21 protein-coding genes and 1 tRNA gene are annotated in these 23,809 nt (G+C 65.2%); 7 read left to right on the top strand and 15 right to left on the bottom strand.

The window, feature by feature from the left end; all coding sequences use genetic code 11:
* Window positions 1–63 precede the first annotated feature (63 nt).
* Complete coding sequence (locus EDE12_RS14570; protein ID WP_026598197.1) at window positions 64–744, top strand: response regulator transcription factor; 681 nt, start codon at window positions 64–66, stop codon at window positions 742–744.
* Window positions 741–2,096 (top strand): HAMP domain-containing sensor histidine kinase, encoded by a 1,356-nt coding sequence (locus EDE12_RS14565; RefSeq protein WP_026598196.1) that lies wholly within the window; start codon window positions 741–743, stop codon window positions 2,094–2,096. Before EDE12_RS14570 ends, EDE12_RS14565 begins: the two co-directional genes overlap by 4 nt.
* A gap of 55 nt (window positions 2,097–2,151) precedes the next feature.
* On the opposite strand, the gene EDE12_RS14560 is transcribed toward EDE12_RS14565, so the two are convergent.
* The 10 genes from EDE12_RS14560 to EDE12_RS14515 all read right to left on the bottom strand — a co-directional run bounded on the left by EDE12_RS14560 (window position 2,152) and on the right by EDE12_RS14515 (window position 14,798).
* Window positions 2,152–2,340 carry a hypothetical protein gene (locus EDE12_RS14560; protein ID WP_134188137.1) on the bottom strand — a complete coding sequence of 63 codons (189 nt, stop codon included), beginning with the start codon at window positions 2,338–2,340 and terminating at the stop codon, window positions 2,152–2,154.
* A 477-nt stretch (window positions 2,341–2,817) separates the two neighbouring features.
* A complete protein-coding gene (locus EDE12_RS14555; protein ID WP_026598195.1) occupies window positions 2,818–3,966 on the bottom strand; it encodes a methanobactin export MATE transporter MbnM in 1,149 nt (382 codons plus the stop codon).
* Complete coding sequence (locus tag EDE12_RS14550) at window positions 3,963–4,943, bottom strand: MbnP family copper-binding protein (protein WP_026598194.1); 981 nt, start codon at window positions 4,941–4,943, stop codon at window positions 3,963–3,965. Before EDE12_RS14550 ends, EDE12_RS14555 begins: the two co-directional genes overlap by 4 nt.
* A 160-nt stretch (window positions 4,944–5,103) precedes the next feature.
* Entirely contained in the window at window positions 5,104–7,629 is a 2,526-nt protein-coding gene (locus tag EDE12_RS14545) for a TonB-dependent receptor (RefSeq protein WP_245275718.1), read from the bottom strand.
* Window positions 7,630–7,741: 112 nt separating this feature from the next.
* Window positions 7,742–8,737: a FecR family protein gene (locus EDE12_RS14540; RefSeq protein ID WP_348630682.1), complete on the bottom strand. Its 996-nt coding sequence runs from the start codon at window positions 8,735–8,737 to the stop codon at window positions 7,742–7,744.
* An 83-nt stretch (window positions 8,738–8,820) separates the two neighbouring features.
* A complete protein-coding gene (locus tag EDE12_RS14535; RefSeq protein WP_026598191.1) occupies window positions 8,821–9,321 on the bottom strand; it encodes an RNA polymerase sigma factor in 501 nt (166 codons plus the stop codon).
* A gap of 797 nt (window positions 9,322–10,118) precedes the next feature.
* Window positions 10,119–12,608 carry a TonB-dependent receptor gene (locus EDE12_RS14530; protein ID WP_026598189.1) on the bottom strand — a complete coding sequence of 830 codons (2,490 nt, stop codon included), beginning with the start codon at window positions 12,606–12,608 and terminating at the stop codon, window positions 10,119–10,121.
* A gap of 169 nt (window positions 12,609–12,777) precedes the next feature.
* Window positions 12,778–13,725, bottom strand: coding sequence for a FecR domain-containing protein (locus EDE12_RS14525; protein ID WP_026598188.1), 948 nt, complete (start codon window positions 13,723–13,725; stop codon window positions 12,778–12,780).
* Between the two features lie 94 nt (window positions 13,726–13,819).
* On the bottom strand, window positions 13,820–14,320 hold the full coding sequence (locus tag EDE12_RS14520) for an RNA polymerase sigma factor (RefSeq protein WP_026598187.1): 501 nt from the start codon (window positions 14,318–14,320) through the stop codon (window positions 13,820–13,822).
* Between the two features lie 73 nt (window positions 14,321–14,393).
* Window positions 14,394–14,798, bottom strand: coding sequence for a hypothetical protein (locus EDE12_RS14515; protein ID WP_134188136.1), 405 nt, complete (start codon window positions 14,796–14,798; stop codon window positions 14,394–14,396).
* Between the two features lie 206 nt (window positions 14,799–15,004).
* Between EDE12_RS14515 and EDE12_RS14510 the strand changes: the two genes are divergently transcribed.
* From EDE12_RS14510 to EDE12_RS14500, 3 genes are all read left to right on the top strand, one after another.
* Window positions 15,005–15,871 carry a 4-(cytidine 5'-diphospho)-2-C-methyl-D-erythritol kinase gene (locus EDE12_RS14510; protein ID WP_024879470.1) on the top strand — a complete coding sequence of 289 codons (867 nt, stop codon included), beginning with the start codon at window positions 15,005–15,007 and terminating at the stop codon, window positions 15,869–15,871.
* A complete protein-coding gene (gene rlmB, locus EDE12_RS14505; RefSeq protein ID WP_026598185.1) occupies window positions 15,868–16,671 on the top strand; it encodes a 23S rRNA (guanosine(2251)-2'-O)-methyltransferase RlmB in 804 nt (267 codons plus the stop codon). Before EDE12_RS14510 ends, rlmB begins: the two co-directional genes overlap by 4 nt.
* Window positions 16,672–16,749: 78 nt before the next feature.
* A complete protein-coding gene (locus EDE12_RS14500) occupies window positions 16,750–17,052 on the top strand; it encodes a hypothetical protein (RefSeq protein ID WP_024879468.1) in 303 nt (100 codons plus the stop codon).
* Here the strand turns inward: EDE12_RS14500 and EDE12_RS14495 are convergent.
* Window positions 17,049–17,942: a LysR substrate-binding domain-containing protein gene (locus EDE12_RS14495; protein WP_026598184.1), complete on the bottom strand. Its 894-nt coding sequence runs from the start codon at window positions 17,940–17,942 to the stop codon at window positions 17,049–17,051. The genes EDE12_RS14500 and EDE12_RS14495 overlap by 4 nt on opposite strands.
* Window positions 17,943–18,138: 196 nt before the next feature.
* On the opposite strand from EDE12_RS14495, the gene phnA reads away from it, so the two are divergent.
* Together phnA and pstS are read left to right on the top strand one after the other, a co-directional pair.
* Window positions 18,139–19,356, top strand: coding sequence for a phosphonoacetate hydrolase (phnA, locus tag EDE12_RS14490; protein WP_026598183.1), 1,218 nt, complete (start codon window positions 18,139–18,141; stop codon window positions 19,354–19,356).
* Window positions 19,357–19,402: 46 nt separating this feature from the next.
* Window positions 19,403–20,434, top strand: a complete 1,032-nt coding sequence (pstS, locus tag EDE12_RS14485; RefSeq protein ID WP_051592370.1) for a phosphate ABC transporter substrate-binding protein PstS — start codon at window positions 19,403–19,405, stop codon at window positions 20,432–20,434.
* A gap of 22 nt (window positions 20,435–20,456) precedes the next feature.
* Here pstS and EDE12_RS14480 read toward each other — a convergent pair whose 3' ends face one another.
* The 4 genes from EDE12_RS14480 to hslV all read right to left on the bottom strand — a co-directional run bounded on the left by EDE12_RS14480 (window position 20,457) and on the right by hslV (window position 23,803).
* Window positions 20,457–21,572 carry an acyltransferase gene (locus tag EDE12_RS14480; protein WP_026598181.1) on the bottom strand — a complete coding sequence of 372 codons (1,116 nt, stop codon included), beginning with the start codon at window positions 21,570–21,572 and terminating at the stop codon, window positions 20,457–20,459.
* A gap of 143 nt (window positions 21,573–21,715) precedes the next feature.
* Window positions 21,716–21,791, bottom strand: a tRNA-Ala gene (locus EDE12_RS14475).
* Window positions 21,792–21,910: 119 nt separating this feature from the next.
* The gene (gene hslU, locus EDE12_RS14470; protein ID WP_026598180.1) at window positions 21,911–23,218 is read right to left on the bottom strand and encodes an ATP-dependent protease ATPase subunit HslU; all 1,308 of its coding nucleotides are present in this window, start codon (window positions 23,216–23,218) and stop codon (window positions 21,911–21,913) included.
* Window positions 23,219–23,236: 18 nt separating this feature from the next.
* Window positions 23,237–23,803: an ATP-dependent protease subunit HslV gene (hslV, locus tag EDE12_RS14465; RefSeq protein WP_024879462.1), complete on the bottom strand. Its 567-nt coding sequence runs from the start codon at window positions 23,801–23,803 to the stop codon at window positions 23,237–23,239.
* Between the last annotated feature and the right edge of the window lie 6 nt (window positions 23,804–23,809).

The raw sequence follows: 23,809 nt of genomic DNA, 5'->3' as shown, positions 1-23,809 counted from the left end.
TGCCACCGCCACAATTGGCCACGATAATCCGCGCTCCCGATAGACGCGAGGCGGCGCCGAAAGATGCGGGTTCTGATGGTGGAGGACGAGCCGGAGATGGCGAAGCTCGTCGCGGGGAAGCTCGCGCGTTCGGGCTTCGTTGCCGATCGCGTCGGCTCGCTCGACGAGACGATGGAGGCGCTGCGGCAGCACAAATATTCGCTGGTGCTGCTCGACCGTCGTCTTCCGGACGGCGACGCGATCTCCATATTGCCCAAGATTCGTCGAGCGCAGCCGTCGATCCGCATCGTGATGCTGACCGCGCGCAACGCCGTCGAGGATCGGATCGAAGGGCTCGACGCCGGCGCCGATGATTATGTGACCAAGCCCTTCGACGCCAATGAGCTGATCGCGCGCGTGCGCGCCTGCCTGCGGCGGCCGGGCGGCGAGGCGGCGACCCCGATCGCGGTCGGCAGAATCGTCTTTCATCCAGATACGCGCGACGTCAGCGTCGATGGCGCGCTGGTTCTGTTTCACAAGCGTGAGCGCGCTCTGCTGGACATTCTGCTGCTCAACGCCGGACGCGCCGTGCTGCGCGACCGGCTGCTCGCGGAAATCTACGGTTTCGCGGACGATGTGCAGGCCACCGCGCTCAGCATGCTGGTTTCGCGCCTGCGACGCCGGCTGCTCGATCTCGACGCCGGCGTCGAGATTCACACGGCGCGCGACGTCGGCTATCTGCTGACGGAGCGCAAGGAGAAATGAGAAGCCCATCCCTGCTCACGCGCTTCGTGCTCGGCATCACTGCGATCGAGCTGCTCACCTATTTTCTCATTTGGCCGGTCACGGCGATCCTCGCCACTTACATGGGGCTCGCAGTGACCGACTCCGTCAATTATTGGGCGGAGTTTCGGGCCATCGAGGTGGTCGACGCCGCGCTGGTGAAAGACGCCGCCCATATAGAGGAGACGCCGGCGCTGCGCGCCTATCAGGCCCGCAATCCCAATTTCCGTTTCGCGATCATCGACAGCCGCAACGGCGCCGCGCTCGCCGGCTCATCGGAGGCGCTCGCGCGCGTTTTGCCGAGCGGCGGCGGGATCATCGCCATCCGAAATTATTTCCGACTTCCGAATGATCCCGATCCCGACGCCCGCGGCGTCTTGCGGGAGGCCAAGCCGCCCTATCGGGTGGCGATCTATGGCTACACGCTGCATTGGGACGATCTCGGCGCCGTGATGCGCATGCTGGCGGATCGCACGCAGATCATTCCTTTCCTGCCCTTCGTCGTGTCGGCTATTCTCATCTCCTGGCTGATGACGCGCTTCGGGCTGACGCCGCTCTACAAAGCGAAGGACCAGCTCGCCAGCATCGATTTCAAATCGGTCGACCAGCGCATAGACGGCTCCAAGGCGCCCAAGGAGATCGCGCCGTTTCTCGGCGCGCTCAACGCCGCTCTGGCGCGGCTCGAGGACGGCGCCAAGCAGCAGCGGCGCTTCACGGCCAATGCCGCGCATGAGCTGCTCACGCCGATCGCGATTCTGCGCGCGCGTCTCGACGCGCCCAACGAGCCGGGCTTTCTCGGCGATCTCGCCCGCGACATTCGGCGCATGCAGTCCATCGTCGAGCAATTGCTGGTTCTCGCCCGCGGAGCGGAGCGTGGAAGCCTCGTCGCCGAGGACATAGATCTCGGCGCGCTCGCCCGCCATATGATCGCCGACTATCTGCCATTGATCGTCGACAATGGCCGGGCGATCGCCTTCGATCCCCCGGCGACGCCGGTCGTCGTCCGCGCCAATCGGCAAGCGCTCGAATGCATGCTGTCCAATCTCATCAATAACGCCCTGCGCGCCGAACCCGTCGGCGGGACGATCGAGCTTCGCGTGCGCGCCGGCGCCAGCCTGGAGGTCGCCGACCATGGCGAAGGGGTCGCGGCGAGCGAGCGGGAACTGGTCTTCGAGCCCTTCTGGCGCCGGACCGAGACGACGCGCGGAGCCGGCCTCGGCCTCTCCATCGTCAAGGAACTTTCGGAAAAGCAAGGCGGCAGAGTCTTCGTCGTCGAGACCCCGGGCGGCGGCGCGACATTCGGCCTCGCGCTGCCGGATCTGGGAGCGTCATGACGCGCAGCGAGCTGCAGGACGCGAAATGCGCCGTTGCGACGTCCGCGGACGACGCTCACGAGGATGCGGCGACATGCGCTCGCGCGCGGCGGCGTCGATAATCGGCGACCGCGCGCGCGATCGGATGCCGACCGAATGCGAGCTCGGCGATGGGCGCCACGAAGATCGCGGGAGCTGCGCCGCCGCCGACCTCGACTTGGCACATGAGGCCGAAGGCGTCGCCGGCGTCGAAAACATTGGTCACAGTGCATCGCCGGTCCGAGCCGCGACGCCGCGCGGCCGCGATCGACAGAGCCAGCGACCGTCCCCTCGGATGCGCCATAAGAGGCAAGCAGGGTCGAAGCGCATCGATCAGCCCGCGAGCGTCGGCGGCGCGCGCCGGGTCGACGTCGTTAGAATCCATATCTCGAGCAATATTTGTCATGTCGAAATCTGCTTGCGTGAATGTCGCTATGGACGTTTCGGTGAATGCGACGCGCTTCCGGCAGTCGGACGCAGCGCTCGACGAGCAATCCCTCATCGTTCTCCGAGACGAGCCTCCTCGTCGTCGGAGATTGCGCCCTGCTCTACCGCCTTACACGCCAATGAACGAGGAATATATAATAGAAATAACTTCAGGCAAGCAAAATACATAACGTAGATACATGTAATTTCTATCCGTATAGAAGCAATACGCTCACAATACATACAGCCGGATACGTAATATTGCCCCTCTGCGCAGCTATTTCCCCGCGGCCTGCGTCTTCCAGGGATCGGCGAAGCGCGGCGAGGTGAGCAGAGTCTCGTCGGTCAACGCCTTCAGAAAAGCGAGCAGATCGGCCTTCTCCTGCGGCGTCAGATCGACCTTCACGATCAGCGGGCTCTTCAACGGATTGGCCGCGCCGTCGCCGGCGTTGGGGCCGCTCGCGATCTTCCGCCCGCTGCGCGCATAGATATCGATGACCTCCTCGAGCGTCGCGACCGTTCCGTCATGCATATAAGGCCCTGTCACCGCTATGTTGCGCAGTCCCGGCGCGCGGAACTTGCCCATATCGTCCGGGTCTTGCGTGATGTCGTAGAGGCCGTGATTGGGCTCTGGATAGGCGCCCTTTCCGTTGATGTCGTAGAGCCCCGTATTGTGGAACGGCGTCTCCGCCTCCCGCGTCTTGGCGTGCACGAATTGATCGTCGAGATTGACGCTGCCATGGCAGTGATGACATTCCGCCTTCTCGCCGAAATAGAGATCGTGCCCGCGCTGCTCCGCCTCGGTCAGCTTGATCTTGCCTTGCAGATATTGATCGTAACGGCTGTCGAAGGAAACGACGCCGCGCTGGAAAGCCGAGATCGCCTTGATGATCGTCTCGAAGGAGATCTGCTCGGCCGGCTTTTTCTCCGGAAAAGCGGCGGCGAACCATTTCTTATAATCCGCGTCATTGCGGAAGCGCGCGACGATCTCCGCCTTATTGGCGTCATTGACGCCCATCTCGATCGGCCGCTCGCCATAGAGCGGATTTTCCATCTGCCGCTCGAGCGTCACCAGCGCCGGATTGGCCCAGGTGAGCGTCGCATGCCAGCCGGAATTGACGATCGACGGCGCATTGCGCGGCGTCTTCTCGCCCGTGGAGCCGACGCTGACGACGCGCCCGTCGGTGAAGGCGCGCTCCTGCAAATGACAGGAGGAGCAGGAGACGGTCGCATTGCCGGAGACGCGCTTGTCGAAGAACAAGCGCCGTCCGAGCTGAAACTTCTCCTCCGACATGGGATTGTCGGCAGGCACGCGCGGCGGCGGAACATATTTGGGAAGCTCCCATTTCCATTCCGTCGGCTCTGCCGTCGCGACGCAAGTCGCCGCGACGGTGAGCGTTATTCCGAAGAGCGCGGCCCGGCTCATTGCTTTGCGCCCACGACTTTCGCCGGCGTCGTCGCGCCGACCTTGAAAATCGGCGAGAGGCCGGGCTTGGTCTGCTTGCCGGCGTCGCCGGCGCCCGCGGCGCTGTCGCCGAGATTGAGGCCGAGCGCGGCGAAAACGGCAATACATTCGGGGTCGTCGAGCGCGCTCATGCAGCCGATCGCCCCGCCCTTGTCGGCGGCGATATCGGAATTTGCGAGCAGACGGGTCAAATCGAACTCGACGCGCTGCGTCTTGGGATCGAAGCGGTCGAGCGCCACAGAGAAGCGGTTCTCATGCGCGCAAGCGACGATCTCGCCGGTCGCCGGATTGCCCTTGCAGGCGGTGGAGCCGATATGCACCATCCACGTCCGCGTCTTGGAGCCGTCGGCCTTGACGACCGGCGTCTCCGGATCGAACTCGAAAGTCACGAAGCGGCGGCCGGCCTGCCAGTTCCACGCCATGCCGACCACATCGAGCGGCGCCGGCGCGGTCTCGACATTGGAATGATTGATCGAAACGGGCTTGCCGTCGACGATCGTCTCCACCGGGGCGCCGACCGAGAATTCGAGGCCCACATAGGCGCCCGCCGGCGCTTTGCCGACGATTGTCGTGTTCTTGGCCGGATTGCCCGGCGTGCATGGACTATTGCCGCCGCGCGCATCTTTGAAATCGAGCAGAGCGACATCGCCATATTGCCATTCGCTCTGCTCCAGCGCCACCGGCGTGCGCTTGCCCTTGGCGTCGACCAGCTTGAAGCCATACACGTAGAGACGCGCTTCATGGAGCTTGGCGGACAGATGGCCCGTCCCCAGATTGGCGAGCGGCGCGCCGCAGCCGACCTCCTTGCCGTCGTCCATCAGCACGAAGGAAATGGACACCGGCTTCGTCTCGCTGGAGGCGGCGAGAACAGGCCCGGAAACGCCGCAAAAATAGCCGGCCGCCATGGCCGCAAATCCGAGGTTTCGTAAAATCCGCATCTCGACTTCCTCCGCTTTTCGGCCGGGCGTTCCGCCCGCCGCAAAAATTCCCGAGGGCCTCGCCTGTCTTATAGGACGCGCGAGGAGGCGAAAAAGGAACGTCGGGACGAAAGATTTTTTGCGGCAAGCGCAAGATCTCCCGTCCCGCGACGCACGCCGATCAGAATTCCACCCGCAGCGACCCCATAAAAGTGCGGGGCGTCCCGGTTTGGATGAGGTATCGGCTGGCCGCCGAAGGGTAATAGGTTCTATCGCCGATATTCTTCACATTGAGCTGCGCGGTGACGTTAAAACCTTCGATCTTCGTCCGATAGGCGATCATGCCGTTGAAGATGGAATAGCTCGGCAGAACGAAGGAGTTCGCCGTGTCGCCCAGCTGATCCGAGCTCGCGGAGACGCCGCCGGCGACGCTCAGCCCGCGCAGATCGCCATCCGCGTCGTATTTGACCCACAGATTGCCGTAGTTGCGCGGGCTGCCCGGCAGAATGCCGCCGCTGACCGCGACCTGCCGCGTATAGGCGCTGACGGGATCGGTGGCCGTGCCGACGAGCGTCCGCACATCGTCATGCGTATAATTGGCGATGACGCTCCAATTGTCGTCGATGCGGCCGGTCAGATCGATCTCGAAACCCTGGCTGCGCGCCTTGCCGATCAGCAGCGTGTTGTTCGCATTGCTCGGATCGGTCACCGGCACATTCGTCTTGGTGATGTCGAAATAGGCCATCGTCAACAAAAGACCCTTGTCGAAGAATTCGGCCTTGAGGCCGCCCTCATATTGCTCGCCTCTCTGCGGCGACAGCGTCACGCCTTGCGTGGTGACCTGATTTGCGCCCAGCGCCTGAGTGAAATTGCCGTAGAGCGACAACCATGAAAACGGCTGATAGACGACGCCGAGGCGCGGGCTGAATCCCTTGTCGTAGCTCGCCCAATAGGTAGACGCGGCAAGATAGGGGGAAGTCCGGTATCGGCTGATCGCCGTCTCCGCCCAATCGTAACGGCCGCCGAGCAGAACATGCACGGAGTCGCCGAGGAAGGAGATCATGTCCTGAGCGTAGACGCCGGTCCATTTCTGGCCCTGTATCGTATACTGCGACGCGCCCAGAATATTCTCGAACTGCCAAGAATTCGGAGCATACACATTGATCGCGCTGGCGCTCAACGACGCTCCGACGCTCATCGGCGAGAAAAAGTCGAAATGATCGAAGCCGACCAGAATTGAATGCTGGAGCGGGCCGGTGGCGAATTTTCCCTTCACGTCGAGATTGGTCGAGAAGACCTTGTCCACATAGCCGAGATTGAGCGTCATAGACCGCGTGAGAACGCCGGTCGCCTGATTGAATCCGAGCGGAAAGCCATTGTCGGTCCGATTGTTCGTCAGCGCATAGCTCAGACGATTGGTCACGCTCCAGTCGGGCGAGAGATCATAGGTCCAATCATAGGCGATGCGCCTCTTGCTGATATTGTTCGGCATGTTCACCGTGAGGAAGGCCGGCGAGAGGTAGCGGCTGCGCGGAAGATTCGCCGGGCCGCCCGCCACGGCGGGGTAGATCGGATAATCATCCACCCAGGTCTTGTTCTGATATTCGAAATCGACATTCATCCGGAATTGCTCGATCGGATGAAAGGAGACCGTCGGCGCGATGAAAACGGCTCTATCGGTGACGTAATCGCGATAGGAATCTGTGCGGTAATATTCGCCGTTGACGCGATAGAGAATGGATTTGTCGCTTGTTATGGGGCCAGTGGCGTCGATCGTGGTTCGCGTCAGCCCATAGGAGCCGAGCTGCTCCTCCACCGAATAATAGGGCGTCTCCAGCGGCCGCTTGAGGACCATGTCGATGACTCCGCCGGGCTCCATGCGGCCGAAGAGCATAGCGGCCGGCCCTTTCAGCACATCGATCGATTGCAGATTCGTCGTGTCGTAATTGCGGGCGCGATAGTCCTGCAAGCCGTTCTTGAATGTGCTCCCGAAGGAGGAGAAGCCGCGAATCTTGAGAATGTCGAAGAAATTCGGTGAGAGCGTCACGCCGCTGACATTCGAGACGATGGCGTCCCTCATGCTGATCGCCTGCTGATCGTCCATCGTCTGGCGCGTCACCACCTGGACGGAGATCGGCGTCTGCATGATCGGCGTATCGGTCTTCAGCGTCGTCGCCGCAGTCGGACTCGGCCGATATCCGGTGAAGCGGTCGCCCGGCCCCTGCGGCGCCCCGCGCGTCCGCTCCTTGGCCTCAGCCCCCACATCGATCGGCGGCAAAGCCGCCGCGCCGGAGGCGTCGGTCGCCGTTCCGCGATCGTTCTGCGCCAGAATGATCGACACCGTCTTGCCCTTGGCCGCGAAGCGCCACGACAATCCCGTTCCCGACAGCAGCCGATCGAGCCCTTCGTCCACCGCGAAATCACCGTCGAGCCCCACCGTCCTCAACCGGCTGGTGACTTCGGAATCATAAAGAATCTGCAATCCATTGAGATCGGCGAAAGCGTTCAAGGCGCCCGGCAGCGGACCCGAGGCGATCCGATAGCTCTGCGCCAGGCCGGCGCGCTCCTGCGGAGAAATGGCGGCCTGCGCCGGCGAGTCGGAGACGCTCGAGCCCAGCGCCAAAGCGCCCATTGCCGCGATCGCCAGCGTCGAGCTCATATCGGCCTCGCCTGCTCCGAACTTTTTACGAAAATTCTGCCCCGCCATTGCGCCGCCTCTTTGTCATGAGGGGTCGTGTTTCGCCCCCTTCGTCAGCGCTCCACGCGGCAAGAGGCCAAAGAGGAGGTCGGCGCGCAAAAAAATTCGCGCGCCGCGGCGCTCATTCGTAGACGATCGTCAGATATCGCGTGACATGCACGGCATGGAGGCCGAGCGACGTCTCGATCTCGTCCAGCGCGGCGATCGGATCATCGGCGTTGAACACGCCGGTCACGCGCCGCGCCTTCAACGCCGGGTCGACGAAATAGACCAAGCCGCGATGATAGCGGCCGAGCGCGCGCACGACCTCGCCGATAGGACGGTTCTCGAACATCAGCTTGCCGCGCCGCCAGGCGGTGGCGCGAGCGATATCGGCCGGCTCCGGCGCCGCGGCCGCCCCGCCTTCGTCATAGGCGCTCTGCTGCCCTTCCTCGACGACGACCTCGCCGCGGCCGGTCGAAACGCGAACCCGATGGCTCGTCACCGTCACGCGCGCCTTTCCGCCGTCGAGCGCCACATCGAAGGCCGTGCCGAGCGCGGTCGCCGTTCCGCCGGCCGCCTCGACGACGAAAGGCCGCGCCGGATCGGGCGCGACGTCGAACCAAGCCTCGCCGTCGAGAAGGACGACGCGCCTTTGTCCGGCGCTGTACCGCACGGCCAGCGCGCTGCGGGCGTCGAGCTCGACGCGCGAACCATCCTCCAGCGTCGCCTGGCGCGTCTCGCCGGGGCCGGTCGCGTAGTCCGCCCGAAGGCGCAACGCGATCTCGTCATAGGCGAAGAGCGCAAGCAGCGTCGCTGTGGCAGCAGCCGCCGCTCTTCGCCGCCGGCGGCGCGCTTTGCGCAGAGGTCCGACGCCCGGCCAGCGCGGCGCCATGAAGTCGCCGAGCGCTGCGAGCTTGTCGAAAGCGGCGCGATGAGCGGCGTCCTCGGCCAGCCAGGCCTCGAAAGCGGCCCCGTCTCGCTTGGAGAATGTCGCTTCGTTCCGCCGCAGCCACCAGCCTATCGCAGCGTCGCGGACGTCGGGTGGAGCGGCGGCGGGCTTCTTCTCGGACATTGCGTCATCCGTCACAGAGCTGTGCGCGCGGCCGACGCCGATGAGCGGGAGCCTGCGCTTCATACCACGCGCGAGAACGCGAAACGGGAGGCGCTCTCCGCGCAAAATCGAGAGCCGTTCCGGTTCCTGCTTCGCTCGAAAACACTCTAATCCAGCGCCGCCCAGCAGCGCGCCATGGCGAGGCGCATGTGCTTTTGCGCCATATTGCGCGATATTCCGAGCCGAGCGGCGATCTCGCCGAGATCGAGCCCCTCCTGCACATAAAGGAGAAAAACGTCGCGGCAGCGGGGCGGCAGGCCTTCGACCGCCTCTTGCAGCAGACGCCATCTCTCCTCGGCCTCGAGGCGAGAGTCGGGCCTTTCGCCCACCGCGACGGCCTCTCCGGCGTCGACGCCGACCGCCAGATATTTCGCCTCCGTCCGCCGTCGGCGGGCATGGTCACGGGCGAGATTGGTCGCGATACGTTGCAGGAGCGAGGGCGGATCGGCCAGCGCATCGATGCGGCCGTGCCGCAGCACGCGCACGAAGGTCTCCTGAAGCAGGTCGGAGGCGTCATCGCGTCCCACTTTTCGCGACAGATAGGCGAGGAGCTGGCGCTGGCTGCGCGCGAATAATCGAGCGACGAGGTTCGATTTCTCATCTGACATGGACGATGGCCGACGATTGCCGAAGCGCCCGGGCGCGCCCGAGGCCGGCGAGGAATTGGCGAGGAACAGGTCATCGACGCAATGCGCCCGCCTGGACGAATAGAGTGAAAATCAGCGATCGGTCAAAGAGATGGAGGCGCGCGCGACGACCAGGGCCGCGCCGGCTCGGGACCGAGAGTTCCGGGGGCGCAGGAAAAGCCGATCACGGCCGTTTCGCCGGCCCCGGCCGAAAGCGAAACGAACGCTTCGACGGCGTCAGAAAGCGAGACCGCGGAGCCGATGATGCAACATTGCCGATCATGCGGCATGGTCGGCGACGTCGGGCTCTGCTGGCCCGCCGCCGACGCGCCGCAATCGGCGCTCGCGATTTCGAAGCTCGCCGGCGCGTCATGAGAGCGGCAAGCGCCGTTCCCGGCAACGGCGGCCAGCAGCAGAACGGCTTGCAGGATCGACGCGAGAACAGCGAGCCGCGCGATCGTCGCACGCTCCCAGAGAGTTCTTTTGCCGCGCGACCTGGCCATATCGAATGATCCGGCGACGAGCGAACGATCCGCGAAGGGACGACCGCGCTCTGTCGCTTGAGAGTGCCTTCGAGCGAAGCGGGAACCGGCTCGCGTGAAGAAAGCACGCCCGAACAAGGAGATCTAGAGTCACTCCGGTTCAGATTGAACCGGAGTGACTCTAGAACACGCCTTCGCGGCAAGTCAACGGCGCGGGCCGCCCGGAGCGCAGAGAGCCGTGCGGCGATAAAGGGATCGCTCCAACGTCACGGGCTCGGCGCGACATTGGAGTGAGACTCAGAACTCCAACCGCAGCGAGCCGAGGAAGGTGCGCGGAGCGCCGGTCATGATATAGGTGCGGTCCTGAGACGCAGGGTAATAGACCGTGTCGGTGATGTTCTTAACATTGAGCTGCGCAGTGACATTGTAGCCCTCGATCTTCGTCGTATAGGCGATCATGCCATTGAGCAGCGCATAGCCCGGCAGCACATAGGAATTGGCGTTGTCGCCGAGCGCGCTGCCCGTCACCGTGAGGCCGGCGCCGAGGCTCAGTCCTTTGAAAGCGTCGTCGGCGTCGTATTTCACCCAGAGATTGCCATAGTTGCGCGGGCTCGAGGCCAGCACCTTGCCGGCCACAGCGAGGTTGCTGTTGTAGACGGCGAGCGCATTGGCCGAGGAGCCCTCGACCGTGCGCACATCGTCATGTGTGTAGTTGGCGATGACGCTCCAATTGTCGTCGATGCGGCCGGTGAGATCGAATTCGAAGCCCTGGCTGCGCGCTTTGCCGATCAGATAGGTGATGGTCGAATTGAGCGGATCGGCGGTCGGAATATTGGTCTTGGTGATGTCGAAATACGCCATGGTCAGCGTCAGGCGCTTGTCCAGGAGCTCCGCCTTGGCGCCCGCCTCCCATATCTCGCCGCGTTGCGGCGGCTGCGGCTGGCTGTAATTGGTCGTGTTGTTGGAGCCGAAGGACTGCGCGAAATTGCCGTAGACCGACATCCAGGGCAGCGGCTGATAGACGACGCCGACGCGCGGGCTGAAGGCGGAGGAATAGGCGGTCTTGTAATTGCCATAGGCCGTCCACCAATTGGAATTATAGCCGCCAGACGAACCCACGGCGTTCCAATCATAGCGTCCGCCGAGCAGCACATGGACGCTGTCGTCGAGGAAGGAGATCATGTCCTGCCCGTAGACGCCGGTCCATTGCTCGCCGGAATGCGCATAGCCGCCGCCGCGCGGAACGTCGAGCGTGTAATAGTTGGGGGCGTAGATATTGATGGCGCTGATCGGCGTGATGATCTGGCTCTTCATGCCCCAATAATTGCTGAAATAGTCGAAGCCGACGAGAATCGAATGCGAGAGCGGCCCCGTCTCGAACTTGCCTTTGAGATCGAGATTGGTGGCGAATGTGTTATCCGTATTGCCAGGGAAATAGACGTAAGTGCGGTTCAGCACGCCGGTGTTCTGATTGAAGGCGGCGCCGGCCACATTGCCGTTCCTCGTGCCCACACTCGTATAGCTCAGCCGATTGGTGAGGCTCCAATCCTTCGATATGTCATAGGTCCAATCATAGGCGATGCGCTTCTTGTCGAAGTGATTTTTCAGATTGGTGGTGAGATAGGGGGCCGACAGATAGCGGCTGATCGGAATATTCGCGGGATGGTCGTAGACCGCCGGCAGCAGCTCGTAATCATCGACCCAGGTCTTGTTCTGATATTCGAACTCGACATTGATGCGGAACTGCTCGATCGGCCGATAGGAGATCGTCGGCGCGACGAAAAAATTGCGGTCGGTGACAAAGTCGCGATAGGAATCGGTGCGGTAATATTCGGCGTTGACGCGATAGAGCAGGGATTTGTCCGCCGTCAGCGGGCCGGTCGCGTCGATCGTCGTGCGCGCGCCGCCATAGGATTTCACCTGCTCCTGGATCGAGTAATAGGGCGTCACCAGAGGCCGCTTCACGACGAGATTGATGAGGCCGCCCGGCTCGCTGCGGCCGAACAGCATGGCGGCCGGACCTTTCAGAACGTCGATGGATTGCAGATTGGCGGTGTCGAGATATCGCGACCGCAGCTCGATCAGGCCGTTCTTATAGGTGCTCTGCGAGACGGTGAAGCCGCGCACCTTGTAGACGTCGAGAAGATTGGGAAGCGGCGTCACGCCGGAGACATTGGTCAGCACGGCGTCGCCGACGGAGATGGCCTGCTGATCGTCCATCGTCTGGCGCGTCACCACCTCGACGGCGACGGGCGTCTTCAACAGCGGCGTGTCGACCTTCAACGTCGTCGGCGCGCTCGCGGCGTTATAGCCGGTATAGCGATCGCCCGGCCCCGGCGCCGCGCGGCCGCCAGTCGGCGCGGCGTCTTTGCGCCCAGGCTGCGCGCCTATGTCGATCGTCGGCAGCGGCGTCGCGCCGCTCGCGTCGTTCTGCGTCGCGGCGTCATTCTGCGCCAGCACGATCGACACCGCCTGCCCGTCGCGCGAGAATTCATAAGTGAGGCCGGTGCCCGCCAGCAGCGCGCCGAGCGCCTCGCGCACGGAATATTTGCCGGAGAGCCCCGGCGTCACGCGCCCATGGGTGAGGCGCGCGTCATAGAGCACATGGAGATCGTTCTCATCGGCGATGACATTCAGCGCCGAAGCCACCGAGCCCGCGGGAATGCGGTAGGCCAAAATCGCTCCCGAACGCTCCTGCGGCGCAATAGCGGCCTGCGCAGGAGAATCCGAGACTCCCGCTCCCGTCATCAAGGCGCCGAACGCCGCCGCCGCGACCGCCGAACCCATATTCGCTTTTCCTCGCCGCTCGCCGCGCGCCGACTTCCTCGCCATGTCTCCGCATCTCCGTAACGATCGTCCGCCTCGGGGCGCTGAAAGGCCCCTGTCTTGCTGGACGCGGTCGATGCGGAAAACGAAACGTCGCGGAGAAAATTTTTTTCGCGCGAGGCGAAACGCCTCAGCCGTGGAGCAGGATCAGATAGTCGGTGACGTGAATGGCGCGCAGGCCGAGAAAAGCCTCGATCTCGCGCAGCGCCTGGGCCGGATTCTCGGCGTCGAAAACGCCGGTCACGCGCCGGGCGCAGCTCGCTTCGCCGATGCAATAGACATAGCCGCGCCGGTGTCTGCCGAGCGCCGCGAGCACTTCGCCGAGCGGCTTGTTCTCGAAGATCAGCCTGCCGCGCCGCCAGGCGGTGGCGCGCTTGACGTCGACGGTTTCGGGCGCGCGCGCGGCGCGCTCGGCGGAAAAGGCGCTCTGCGCGCCCTCCTCCACCACCACGGAATCGCCGCCGCTCGCGACCGCGACGCTGTGCGCGGTGACGGTGACGCGCGCCTCGCCCTTGTCGATGGCGATGTCGAAAGCCGTGCCGAGCGCCGTCACCGAGCCGCCGGCCGCCTCCACGACAAAGGGCCGCGCGGCGTCCGGCGCGACCTGGAACCAGGCCTCGCCCTCGAGGAGGGTGAGCCGCCGACGGCCGGGCTCGAAATGCAGCGCAATGGCCGAATGGGCGTCCAGCTCGACGCGCGACCCATCCTCCAGCGTCACGCTCTTGCGGTCGCCGACGCCCGCGTAAATGTCGGAGCGAAGCCAGGTCGCGAGATCGCCGAAGCCGACCGCTATAGCGAGGCAGAGCGCGGCGGCAATCGTCGCCACGCCGGCCAGCGAGGGGCGGCGGGTGGCTGCGCGAGGAGGCTCCGCCTGCCGGCTGGGCGCGAGGCTCTCCACGAAGCCGCACATTTCCGCCATATCGTCGAAAGCCGCGGCATTGGCCGGATCGGCCGCCCGCCATGCGTCGAACTCGGCCTTCTCGGCGGCCGATAGCGCGCCGGCCCGCATCCGTATCCACCAATTGACGGCGGCGACGCGCGGGCTGTCGTGATCGAAACCATCGCTATAGTCGGTCATTGGTCACGGCCATCGATCGGCGCGGCTCCTCCGCCGGCCGCTGTCTCATAGGACGCGCCGGAACGGAAAACGAAACGGGGGGCGAGAAAAAAAATCAATCGAGCGCCGCCCGGCATCGCAGCAGAGCGAGCCGCAAATGCCGGCGCGCCATCGTCTCGGAAATGCCGAGCCGCCGCGCCGCCTCGTTCAGGGAGACGCCCTCGTGCATCACCAGCAGGCAGACCTCCCGGCAGCGGGGCGGCAGCGCCTCGATCGTCTCCAGCACGATGCGCGTCTTGTGGCGGCGATCGAGCGACTCTTCGGGCGTCGCCGCTTCCGAGGGCGCCTCGACGGGCGGATCGCCGAAATCGAGATAGCGCGTCTCGGTCTTGCGCCGACGGGCGAAATCCCTGGTGAGATTGACGGCGATCTGCTTCAGGAACGCCGTCGAATCCGCGACGCTCTCGAAACGGTCGTGGCGGAGCGCGCGCACGAAGGTCTCCTGCAGCAGATCAGAGGCCTCCTCGCGTCCGACCCGGCGCGTCAAAAAAGCGAGCAAGCCGCGCTTGTTGCGGAGGAAAAGCTCGCGGAACGACAAGAATTTGCTGTCCGACATACGCGGCGTCCGGATGCATGCGGGAGGAATGGCGGCGGGAGGAGTCGCGGCGCCGTCGCGTGGATCGGCGCGATCAGGCGACGAACGGCGGCGCGCGCGACGACCAGGAGCCGCGCCATCCAGACCGGAAGACAGCCGGAGCCTCGAGGGGCCGCGACGCCGCAATGGCCGGCGGCGCATGAGGCAAAACCGCGCCGAGCCGCATGGGCGCGACAATGGCGTCCGCCGCGGCTCCTCCGCAGGCGGTGGGGCACATCTCACAATGATGGCGTCCGCCCGCAGGACCGCCTTCTGTATCGGCGACGTCATGACTTGCGGCGGAGAGGCAGGGCCGATCCGCCGCCGCGAACGAGGAGCCGTCGCGACGCGACGAGTCGGGCCGCGCAATGGCGAGCGCCTGCGCGAGAAACAGCGCGACGATCCCGCTCAGCACGAGCGCGCGCGCCATCCACCCAGAATTGGCCCATAGCTTCGCCATGCCGAAAAGGTCCCATGATCGGCGAACGGCCGTCAAGAGCCGCGCATCATCCGCGAGAGACGCGGGCCACGGCGCGGACGAATTTCGGCCGCATCGGCGGTCTAGCTGGAGGTCGGCGCGTTCTTGACAGGTCCGGCGCGGGCGGCGCATCTGTCGCCCGCTTCCGGCGCGCCCGGACCGTTCCACAGGCGAAGACACGGGAATTCATGCTCGCGACGCGCGCCCCCGCCAAGATCAATCTGACGCTTCACATTCTCGGCCGCCGCGCCGACGGCTATCACGAGCTCGAGAGCCTCGTGGCCTTCTCCGGCGCCGGCGACAGCCTGCGTCTCGAGCCGGGCGAGGCGCTGTCGCTGACCGTGGACGGCCCCACCGCCGCCGCCGCCGGCTCGGACGCCGATAATCTGGTCCTGCGCGCCGCCCAGCGTCTCGCCGAGCGCGTCCATGGCCTGCGTCTCGGCGCCTTTCATCTCACCAAATATCTGCCGGTCGCGGCCGGCATAGGCGGCGGCTCCTCCGACGCCGCGGCGGCGCTGCGCCTGCTCGCCCGCGCCAATGGCCTTTCCGCCGACGATCCGCGCCTGCTCGAGGCCGCCCGCGCCACCGGCTCCGACGTGCCCGTCTGCCTCTCGCCGCACGCGCGCTTCATGCTCGGCCGCGGCGAGACGATCGGCGCGCCGCTCGGCCTGCCGCCGCTGCCGGCCGTGCTCATCAATCCCGGCGCGCCGGTCGAGACGCGCGGCGTCTTCGCCCGCCTCGGCCTCGCCGCGGGCGAGCAGACCGGCGCGGCGGCGCATCCAGAGATCGCGCCAGCGCTCGGCGCGGAGGGGATAGCGGCGGCGCTGCGCCGCGGCCGCAACGATATGGAGGACGCCGCCTGCGTCGAGGCGCCGGTCATCGTCGATGCGCTCGCCGTGCTGTCGGCAGCCAAAGGCTGCCGGCTCGCGCGAATGTCCGGCTCCGGCGCGACCTGCTTCGCTCTGTTCTCGACCCGTCAGGCGGCCGCCCGCGCGGCGGCGGTGATCCGCCGCCAGCACGCGGACTGGTGGGTGAAGACCGCGGTGCTGCGATGAGCCGCCCGCCCGCCGGCAAGGACCGCGGCCGCCGCCTGCCGCCGCCGCGTCATCCGCCCAAGGAGGAGACGCCCTTCCGCCGGCCTGCGGCCGATGTCGTGGTGCTCTATGGCGCCCATGCGGTGCGCGAGGCGCTCATCGCCGGCCGGCGCAAATTGCTGGCGCTCTATGCGACGGAGAACGCCGCCGAGCGCATCGCGCCGCTGGCAGCCGCCGCCGGCCTCGCGCCGAAGATCGTGGACCCGCGCGCGCTGTCGCAGCGGCTCGGCGAGGAGAGCGTCCATCAAGGGCTGATGCTGGAGGCGCGCCCGCTGCCGGAGGCGGATATCGCCGACATAGAGCCAAAGAGCGGACTCGTCCTCGTCCTCGATCAAGTGACCGATCCGCATAATGTCGGCGCGATTCTGCGCACGGCGGCGGCCTTCGCCGTCGATGCGCTGATCGTGACCGAGCGGCACAGCCCGGATTTCACCGGCGTGCTCGCCAAGGCCGCCTCGGGGGCGCTCGAGCATGTGACGATCGTCTCCGTCGTCAATCTCGCCCGCGCGCTCGAGCAATTGGCGGAGCGCGATTTTCTGATCGTCGGCCTCGATTCGGAAGGTCCGCAGCCGCTGGAGGCGAGCCCTTTGCGCAAGCCGCTGGCGCTGGTTCTGGGGGCCGAAGGCAAGGGCCTGCGCCGTCTGACGCGCGAGCGCTGCGATATTCTCGCGCGGCTCGACATGCCGGGGCCGATCAAGAGCCTCAATGTCTCCAACGCCTGCGCCGCCGCTCTAATGGCGCTGCGCCTGCGCCTCGGCTGATCGAAACCGCCTCCGCTTGCCGCGCGGCGGGGCGGTTCGATGTAAGGGGCGGATCGAATTTGCGAAGGAGGAGACACCATGCGCAAGCTCGCGCTCTTTTCGACGAGCCTCGTTCTAATCCTCGGCGGCGCGGCCATCGCCGAGCAGCAGATGACGCAGCGCGGCCGCACCTCCGGCCCCGCCACCGGGCAGAATGTGACGCCGAGCACGGTGACGCAGAAATCCGTCGAGGGACGCTCCAGCTTCATCGATGAGAACGAGGGCTTCGCGCTCGACGCGAGCGCCCTCGCCGCCGGCGCGCCGGGCGTCGAAGGCAAGCCGGGGGCGCAGAGCGGTCCCGTCCCGCGCGGCCGCGGCGGGACCTCGAAATTCGTGTATTAAACCCCTCGTTCCGCAGCGTTCGCGGCTTCGCCTAGCCACAGCACGAAGCGCTTCGCCATCGGATAGCTCTCCGAATGCGGATCGATGAAGGCGACATGGCGCGGACCGGGCGCGACGATGTGCGGGAAAGGCGCGGCGAGCAGCCCTTCCGCCACTTTCCCGCCGGTCAGCTCGATCGGGCCGACAGTAACGCCCTGCCCGTTGAGCACGGCCATCAGCGCCGTGTGGAAATGGCCGAAGCGACGTTCCCGCCACTTTTGCAGCGGCGGCAGATCAGCGATCTCGAGCCATCGCTCGATCTCGCCCGGCCGCGTGTCGCTCACCGCGAATGTCTCGCCGGAAAGAGACGCGACGCCGCGCGCGGCGAGCTTCGCCGCATGATCGCGCGTCGTCAGCAGGGTGAGCGTCTCCTGCAATATGGGAGACGCCTCCCAATTGCCGATCTGCTCGGACCCGCGCATGATGGCGACGTCGAAGAAGGACGAAGCGGGATCTTCTCCTGTCTGACGCGTCTGCACATGCACATCCACATCGGGATGCAGCGCATAGAATTGCTCGAGCCGCGGCACCAGCCAATGCATCGCGAAAGTCGCATGGGCGAAAACCTTGAGACGCCGGCGCGCCGTCGCGACGCGTCCCATGGCCGCATCCATACGCTCGAAGCTATCGGTAATGACGGCGACGAATTCGCGCGTTTCGTCGACCGGCCGCAGACGTCCGCGATCACGCTCGAACAATGCGCGCCCGAGCCAATCCTCCAGCGCGGCGATCTGCCGGCTCACCGCGCCATGAGTGACGCCGAGCTCCTTGGCGGCGTTGGAGACGCCGTCGAGCCGCACCACGGCCTCGAGCGTCTGCAGCATTTTCAGCGGTAGCGGCTTGCGCGCCATCTCGTGTCACTCACTCTCTCATATGCAGTATCACGCGATGAACATCCTGCGGATGTGACGCTTTTGTGAAGCATATCGGCTTCGCTCACAGGGTCTGTGAGATTTATTCGTTTCGAGATGGCGTCCCCGCCTGATAGATGAACCAGCGCCGAAGCGAAGTCGCCAATGATGCGACGAGAGAATGCGGGGCGCGAAAATGACATCCGAAATCATCGTCAACGGAAGGCGCTACGCCGCGCCCTCCGAGCCGACCGTCGTCGTCTGCATCGACGGATGCGAGCAGGACTATATCAATCAGGCGATCCGCGCCGGCGTTGCGCCTTTCTTCGCCGGCCTCGGCGAGCGCGGCGCCGTGCTCGCCGCCGATTGCGTGATGCCCTCCTTCACCAATCCCAATAATCTCTCCATCGTGACCGGCGCGCCGCCGAGCGTTCACGGCATATGCGGCAATTATTTCTTCGACCCCGAGCAGGGCGTCGAAGTGCTGATGAACGACGCGAAATATCTTCGCGCGCCGACGATTCTCGCGGAGTTTTCCAAGGCCGGCCGCAAGGTCGCGACGGTGACGGCGAAGGACAAGCTCAGCGCCCTGCTCGGCAGCGGGCTCGAGGGCGTTCGCTTCTCCGCCGAAAAGGCCAATGAGGCGACGCTCGCGCAAAACGGCGTCGACGATCTTCTCGCCAAAATCGGCCTGCCGCTTCCCGCCGTCTATAGCGCAGAATTGTCGGAATTCGTTCTCGCCGCCGGCGTCTGGCTCATGCGGACGATGCGGCCGGATATCATGTATCTCTCGACGACGGATTATGTGCAGCACAAGCATGCGCCCGGAACGCCCGTCTCCAACGCCTTCTATGCGATGCTCGACAAATATCTCACGCAGCTCGACGCGATGGGCGCCGTCATCGGAATCACCGCCGATCACGGCATGAACGCCAAGACGGATTCGATCGGCCGCCCCAATATCGTCTTTCTGCAAGACGTGCTGGACATGCGCTTCGGCGCCGGGACATGCCGCGTGATCCTGCCGATCACCGATCCTTATGTCGTGCATCACGGCGCGCTCGGCTCCTATGCGACGGTCTCGGCGCCTCAGTCGATATTGAGCGAAGTCGCGCAATGCGTCGCCGCGCTCGAAGGCGTCGATCGCGTGCTCGACAATCGGGCCGCCTGCGCGCGCTTCGAATTGCCCAATGAGCGCGTCGGCGATCTCGTCGTGCTCGCGGAACGTCTCTTCACGCTCGGCACATCCGCGACGAGCCATGACCTCGGCGGATTGACCGCGCCGCTGCGCTCGCATGGCGGCCTCTCGGAGCAGCAGGTTCCGCTGCTGCTCAATCGACCCGTCAGACGCGAGAGCAATGCGCGCCTGCGGAATTTCGACGTCTTCGCGCTCGCCCTCAATCGCGTGATCTGACGCGCGCGAGCTTCCCGATTTTCTATCCGCCACAGGATGAACGACCATGCGTAACGCCTGCAGCATTTTCATCATTTCGATCGCCGCCATCTCCTGTCTCGACGCCGCGCGCGCCGAGACTTCCCTTGCGGGAACAGGCTCTGCTTTCGCCGCGCCCATCTACACGCGCTGGGCGCAGGAGGCGAAGCCGAGCCTCGGCGTGCAAGTGAATTATCAGGCGACCGGCTCCGGCGTCGGCCAAAAGCAGGCCGCGGCGGGAACCGTCGATTTCGGCGCCTCCGATGTCGCGATGGAAGCAAAGCGCATAGAGGACGCCGATCTTCTGCAATTTCCGACCGTCGTCGGCGGCCTCGATGTGATCGTCAACATTCCCGGCGTCGGCGCCAATGCGCTGAAGCTCGACGGACCGGTCATCGCCGATATCTATCTCGGCGCGATCACGCGCTGGAACGATCCGCGCATCGTCGCGCTCAATCATGGTCTCGCGCTTCCCGATCTGCTGATCATTCCGATCCATCATTCCAACGCTTCTGGAACGACCTTCGCGCTGTCGCGCTATCTCTCCAAGGTGAGCGAGGCGTGGAAGACACGCATGGGCGTCGCGCTGACTCTGGAATGGCCCAGCGGCGTCGGCGTGCATGGCAGCGCCGGCACGTCGGGCGAGGTTCCGCGCACACTGGGCTCGATCGGCTATGCCGAAAATTCCTATGTGACGACCAATCATCTCGCGCCGGCGAAGCTGCTCAATCGCGCCGGCAAATATGTCGCGCCGAATGAAGAGAGCTTCGCCGCGGCGGCGGCCAATACGGATTGGGCGGCCGCTGATAATTTCGCCGTCGATCTCACCAATATGCCGGGCGAGAAAAGCTGGCCGCTGGTGACGGCGACCTTCGTGCTGGCGCCGAAAGCTCCGGCCAAGGCGGAGCGGACGGCGGCTCTGCTGAAGTTCTTCGATTGGGCTTTCGCTCATGGCGACAAGGCGGCGAAAGCCCTGCAATATGTTCCGCTGCCCCATGCGGTGAAGGATCAGATCAGAGCCGCCTGGCGTCAGAAAGTGGCGTTCCGCGCCAAGGATTGATCGCCTGCTCGCGCGCTCGCCTTCAGAGCGGCCGCCAGCGCGCCAGCCCTCGCATCCAGCCGCGCGCCAAATTGGTGCGGCGCTCGAACAGGAACCAGACGGCCGTCGCATAGAGCAGCGCGACGGCCATCAGCGCGGCCATTCGCAAGAGGACGGCGACGCCCGGCTGGCTCTGGCCGGGCGCCAGCAGCCAGAACCACAGCATCAGCAGCAGCGGAAAATGCACTGCGTAGAGCGTGTAGGAAATTTCCGACAGCCCCTGCGCCGCGCCGCCATAGAGCCCGCCGAAAGGCCGAAAGGCGGCGAGATCGCGCAGCCAGAAGGCGATGACGCAGCCGAGAATCATATCGCCGAAAATATTGCGCCACGCATGGGCGACGCCGATCGCCGCCACGGTGGCGAGCGCGCCGCCGATGGCGCGCGCCGGCGACGGGCGCGCCGAATGATCGGCGGCCAGCGCCCCGGCGAGCCATGGCAGGCCGAGCAGCGCGATCTCCGCCGGCAGAAGCGCCAGAGTCAGCAGGCCCGCGCTCGCGCACAGCCCCCGCACCAGCGACGCGCGGTGGAAAAAGGCAAAGGCGAGCAGCGGGAAGGCGAGATAATACCAGGCCTCATTGGCGAGGCTCCACAGCGGCCGGTTGGAGCCGAAGACTGGCGTCTCGATCGTCTGCAGGAAAAAGAGATTGCCGAGCAGCGTCGCGAGCGAGTGATTCGCCGGCTCGGCGGGCGTCGGCCCGCTCTGCAGCACCGCCGCCAGCGCGCCCTGATAGGCGCCGGCGGGGCCGAGCGCCGCGCCGGCGAAGTCCCAGAGCGCAGTGAGCGCCAGCGCGGGAATCAGCACGGTCCACAGACGCGAGAGCCGCGCGGCGCCGTAATCCGCCCAGGAGAAGCGCCCCGCCCGCATCGCAGCGAGAGTCGAGCCGCCGACGAGAAAGCCGCTGAGCGCGAAAAAGGCGATCACGCATTCATGGCCGAGACCGCCGAGCGTGAAGAGGAATTTGTCGAGGAGGCCATGTCGCGCCGCCTCGGCATAGGGAACGACGAGCAGCGCTCGCAAATGGCTCACCACCACGCCGAGCGCGCAGAGACCGCGCAGCATGTCGAGATGCTGGAGACGAGGCTTTCGAGGCTGCTGCATGGGGCTTCGCGATTGGTCGCCGAGGGGCGAGCGCGCCCGTTCGTTCCGGCGCCTTCGAGATCAGAGAATCATGCCTGCTTCAAGGCTCTTCGAGCGCCGAGGCTCGGAGCGGAAGCATGAGCGTATCTGCAGCGGGATGTCTTTGGTGGAGCCAGACGGAATCGAACCGACGACCTCTTCAATGCCATTGAAGCGCTCTCCCAACTGAGCTATGGCCCCACTTTTTTGCCGCCCTCTCTGGGGTGAGGGCGGGGCGAACCGCGGCGTCGCCGCTGCAGCGCGAGGGCTGTATAGTGCAGCCCGCCGCGCGCCGCAAGCCCGCTTTTCGTCCTTTCTCGTCAGAGAATGAAGCGGCTCAAATCGCGGTTCTTGGCGAGGTCGCCGATGTGCTCCTCGACATAGGCGCCGTCGATCGTCACCGTCTCGCCGGCGCGATCGGAGGCGGAGAAGCTCACCTCGTCCAGCACCCGCTCCATCACCGTCTGCAGGCGGCGCGCGCCTATGTTCTCGACCGAGGAATTCACCTGCACGGCGACGCGGGCGATGGCGTCCACGGCCGAGGGCGCGATCTCCAGCGCGACGCCCTCTGTCGCCAGCAGCGCCACATATTGCTTGGTGAGGCAGGCCTCGGTCTCGGTGAGGATGCGGCGGAAATCCTCCTCGTCCAGCGAGGCGAGTTCCACTCTGATCGGCAGGCGGCCCTGCAGCTCCGGCAGGAGATCGGAGGGCTTGGCGACATGGAAGGCGCCGGAGGCGATGAACAAAACATGGTCGGTCTTCACCGGCCCGTGCTTGGTCGCGACCGTGGTGCCCTCGATCAGCGGCAGCAGGTCGCGCTGCACGCCCTCGCGCGAGACATCGGCTCCGCCCCTGCCCTCGCGGGCGCAAATTTTGTCCATCTCGTCGAGGAAGACGATCCCATTATTCTCGACCTCGGAAATCGCCTCGCGGACGCTCTCCTCCTGATCGATGAGCTTGTCGCTCTCCTCCGCGAGCAGCGGGCCACGGGCCTCCTTCACCAGCATTTTTCGGCGCTTCGGCCGGCCCTGAAACGCCTTGCCGAAAATATCGCCGATGGAGAAGGCGGAGACGCTGGCGCCGGGCATGTTCGGCAGCTCGAACATGGGGACCTGCGGCCCCGATTGCGCCAGCTCGATCTCGATCTCCTTATCGTCCAGCTCGCCGGCGCGCAGCTTCTTGCGGAAGGAATCGCGCGTCGCCGGCGAGGCCGCCGGGCCGACGAGCGCATCGAGCACGCGCTCCTCCGCCGCCAGCTGGGCCTTGGCCTCGACGTCCTTGCGCCGACGCTCCTTCACCAGCAGGATCGCCACCTCGACAAGATCACGGACGATCTGCTCGACATCGCGGCCGACATAGCCGACCTCGGTGAATTTCGTCGCCTCGATCTTGAGGAAGGGCGCATTGGCGAGCTTGGCGAGACGGCGCGCGATCTCGGTCTTGCCGCAGCCGGTGGGGCCGATCATCAAAATATTCTTCGGCAGCACCTCTTCGCGCATAGCGCCTTCGAGGCGCAGCCTACGCCAGCGATTGCGCAGCGCAATGGCGACGGCGCGCTTGGCGTCCTTCTGTCCGACGATGAATCGGTCGAGCTCCGAGACGATCTCGCGCGGGGAAAAATCGGCCATATCAGTTCCTCGGAAAGCTCAGATCGATTCGAGCACGATGTTGCGATTGGTGTAGACGCAGATGTCGGCGGCGATCTCCATCGCGCGCTTGGCGATCACCTCCGCCTCTATCGGCTGATCGAGCAGCGCGCGCGCCGCGGCCAGCGCAAAATTGCCGCCGGAGCCGATCGCCGCCACCGAACCATGCTCGAAGGCTTCCGGCTCCAGCACGTCGCCGGCGCCGGTCAGCGTCAGCCCCACCTCGCGATCGGCGACCAGCATCATCGCCTCGAGCCGGCGCAGATAACGGTCCATGCGCCAATCCTTGGCGAGCTCCACGCAGGCGCGCGTCAATTGCCCGGGATATTGCTCGAGCTTGCCCTCGAGCCGCTCGAACAGAGTGAAGGCGTCAGCCGTTGCGCCGGCGAAACCCGCGATCACATCACCCTTGCCGAGACGACGCACCTTCTTGGCGTTCGCCTTGACGATGGTCTGGCCGAGGCTCACCTGTCCGTCGCCCGCGATGACGGTCTTGCCGTTCTTTTTCACCAGAACGATGGTCGTCGCGTGCCAGCTCGCCGGTTTCGTATTTTGTTCTTGTGTCATCCGAGC

The organism is Methylosinus sp. sav-2, assembly GCF_004366495.1.
Lineage (GTDB): Bacteria > Pseudomonadota > Alphaproteobacteria > Rhizobiales > Beijerinckiaceae > Methylosinus.
This window is presented reverse-complemented; position numbering and strand designations above follow the sequence as displayed.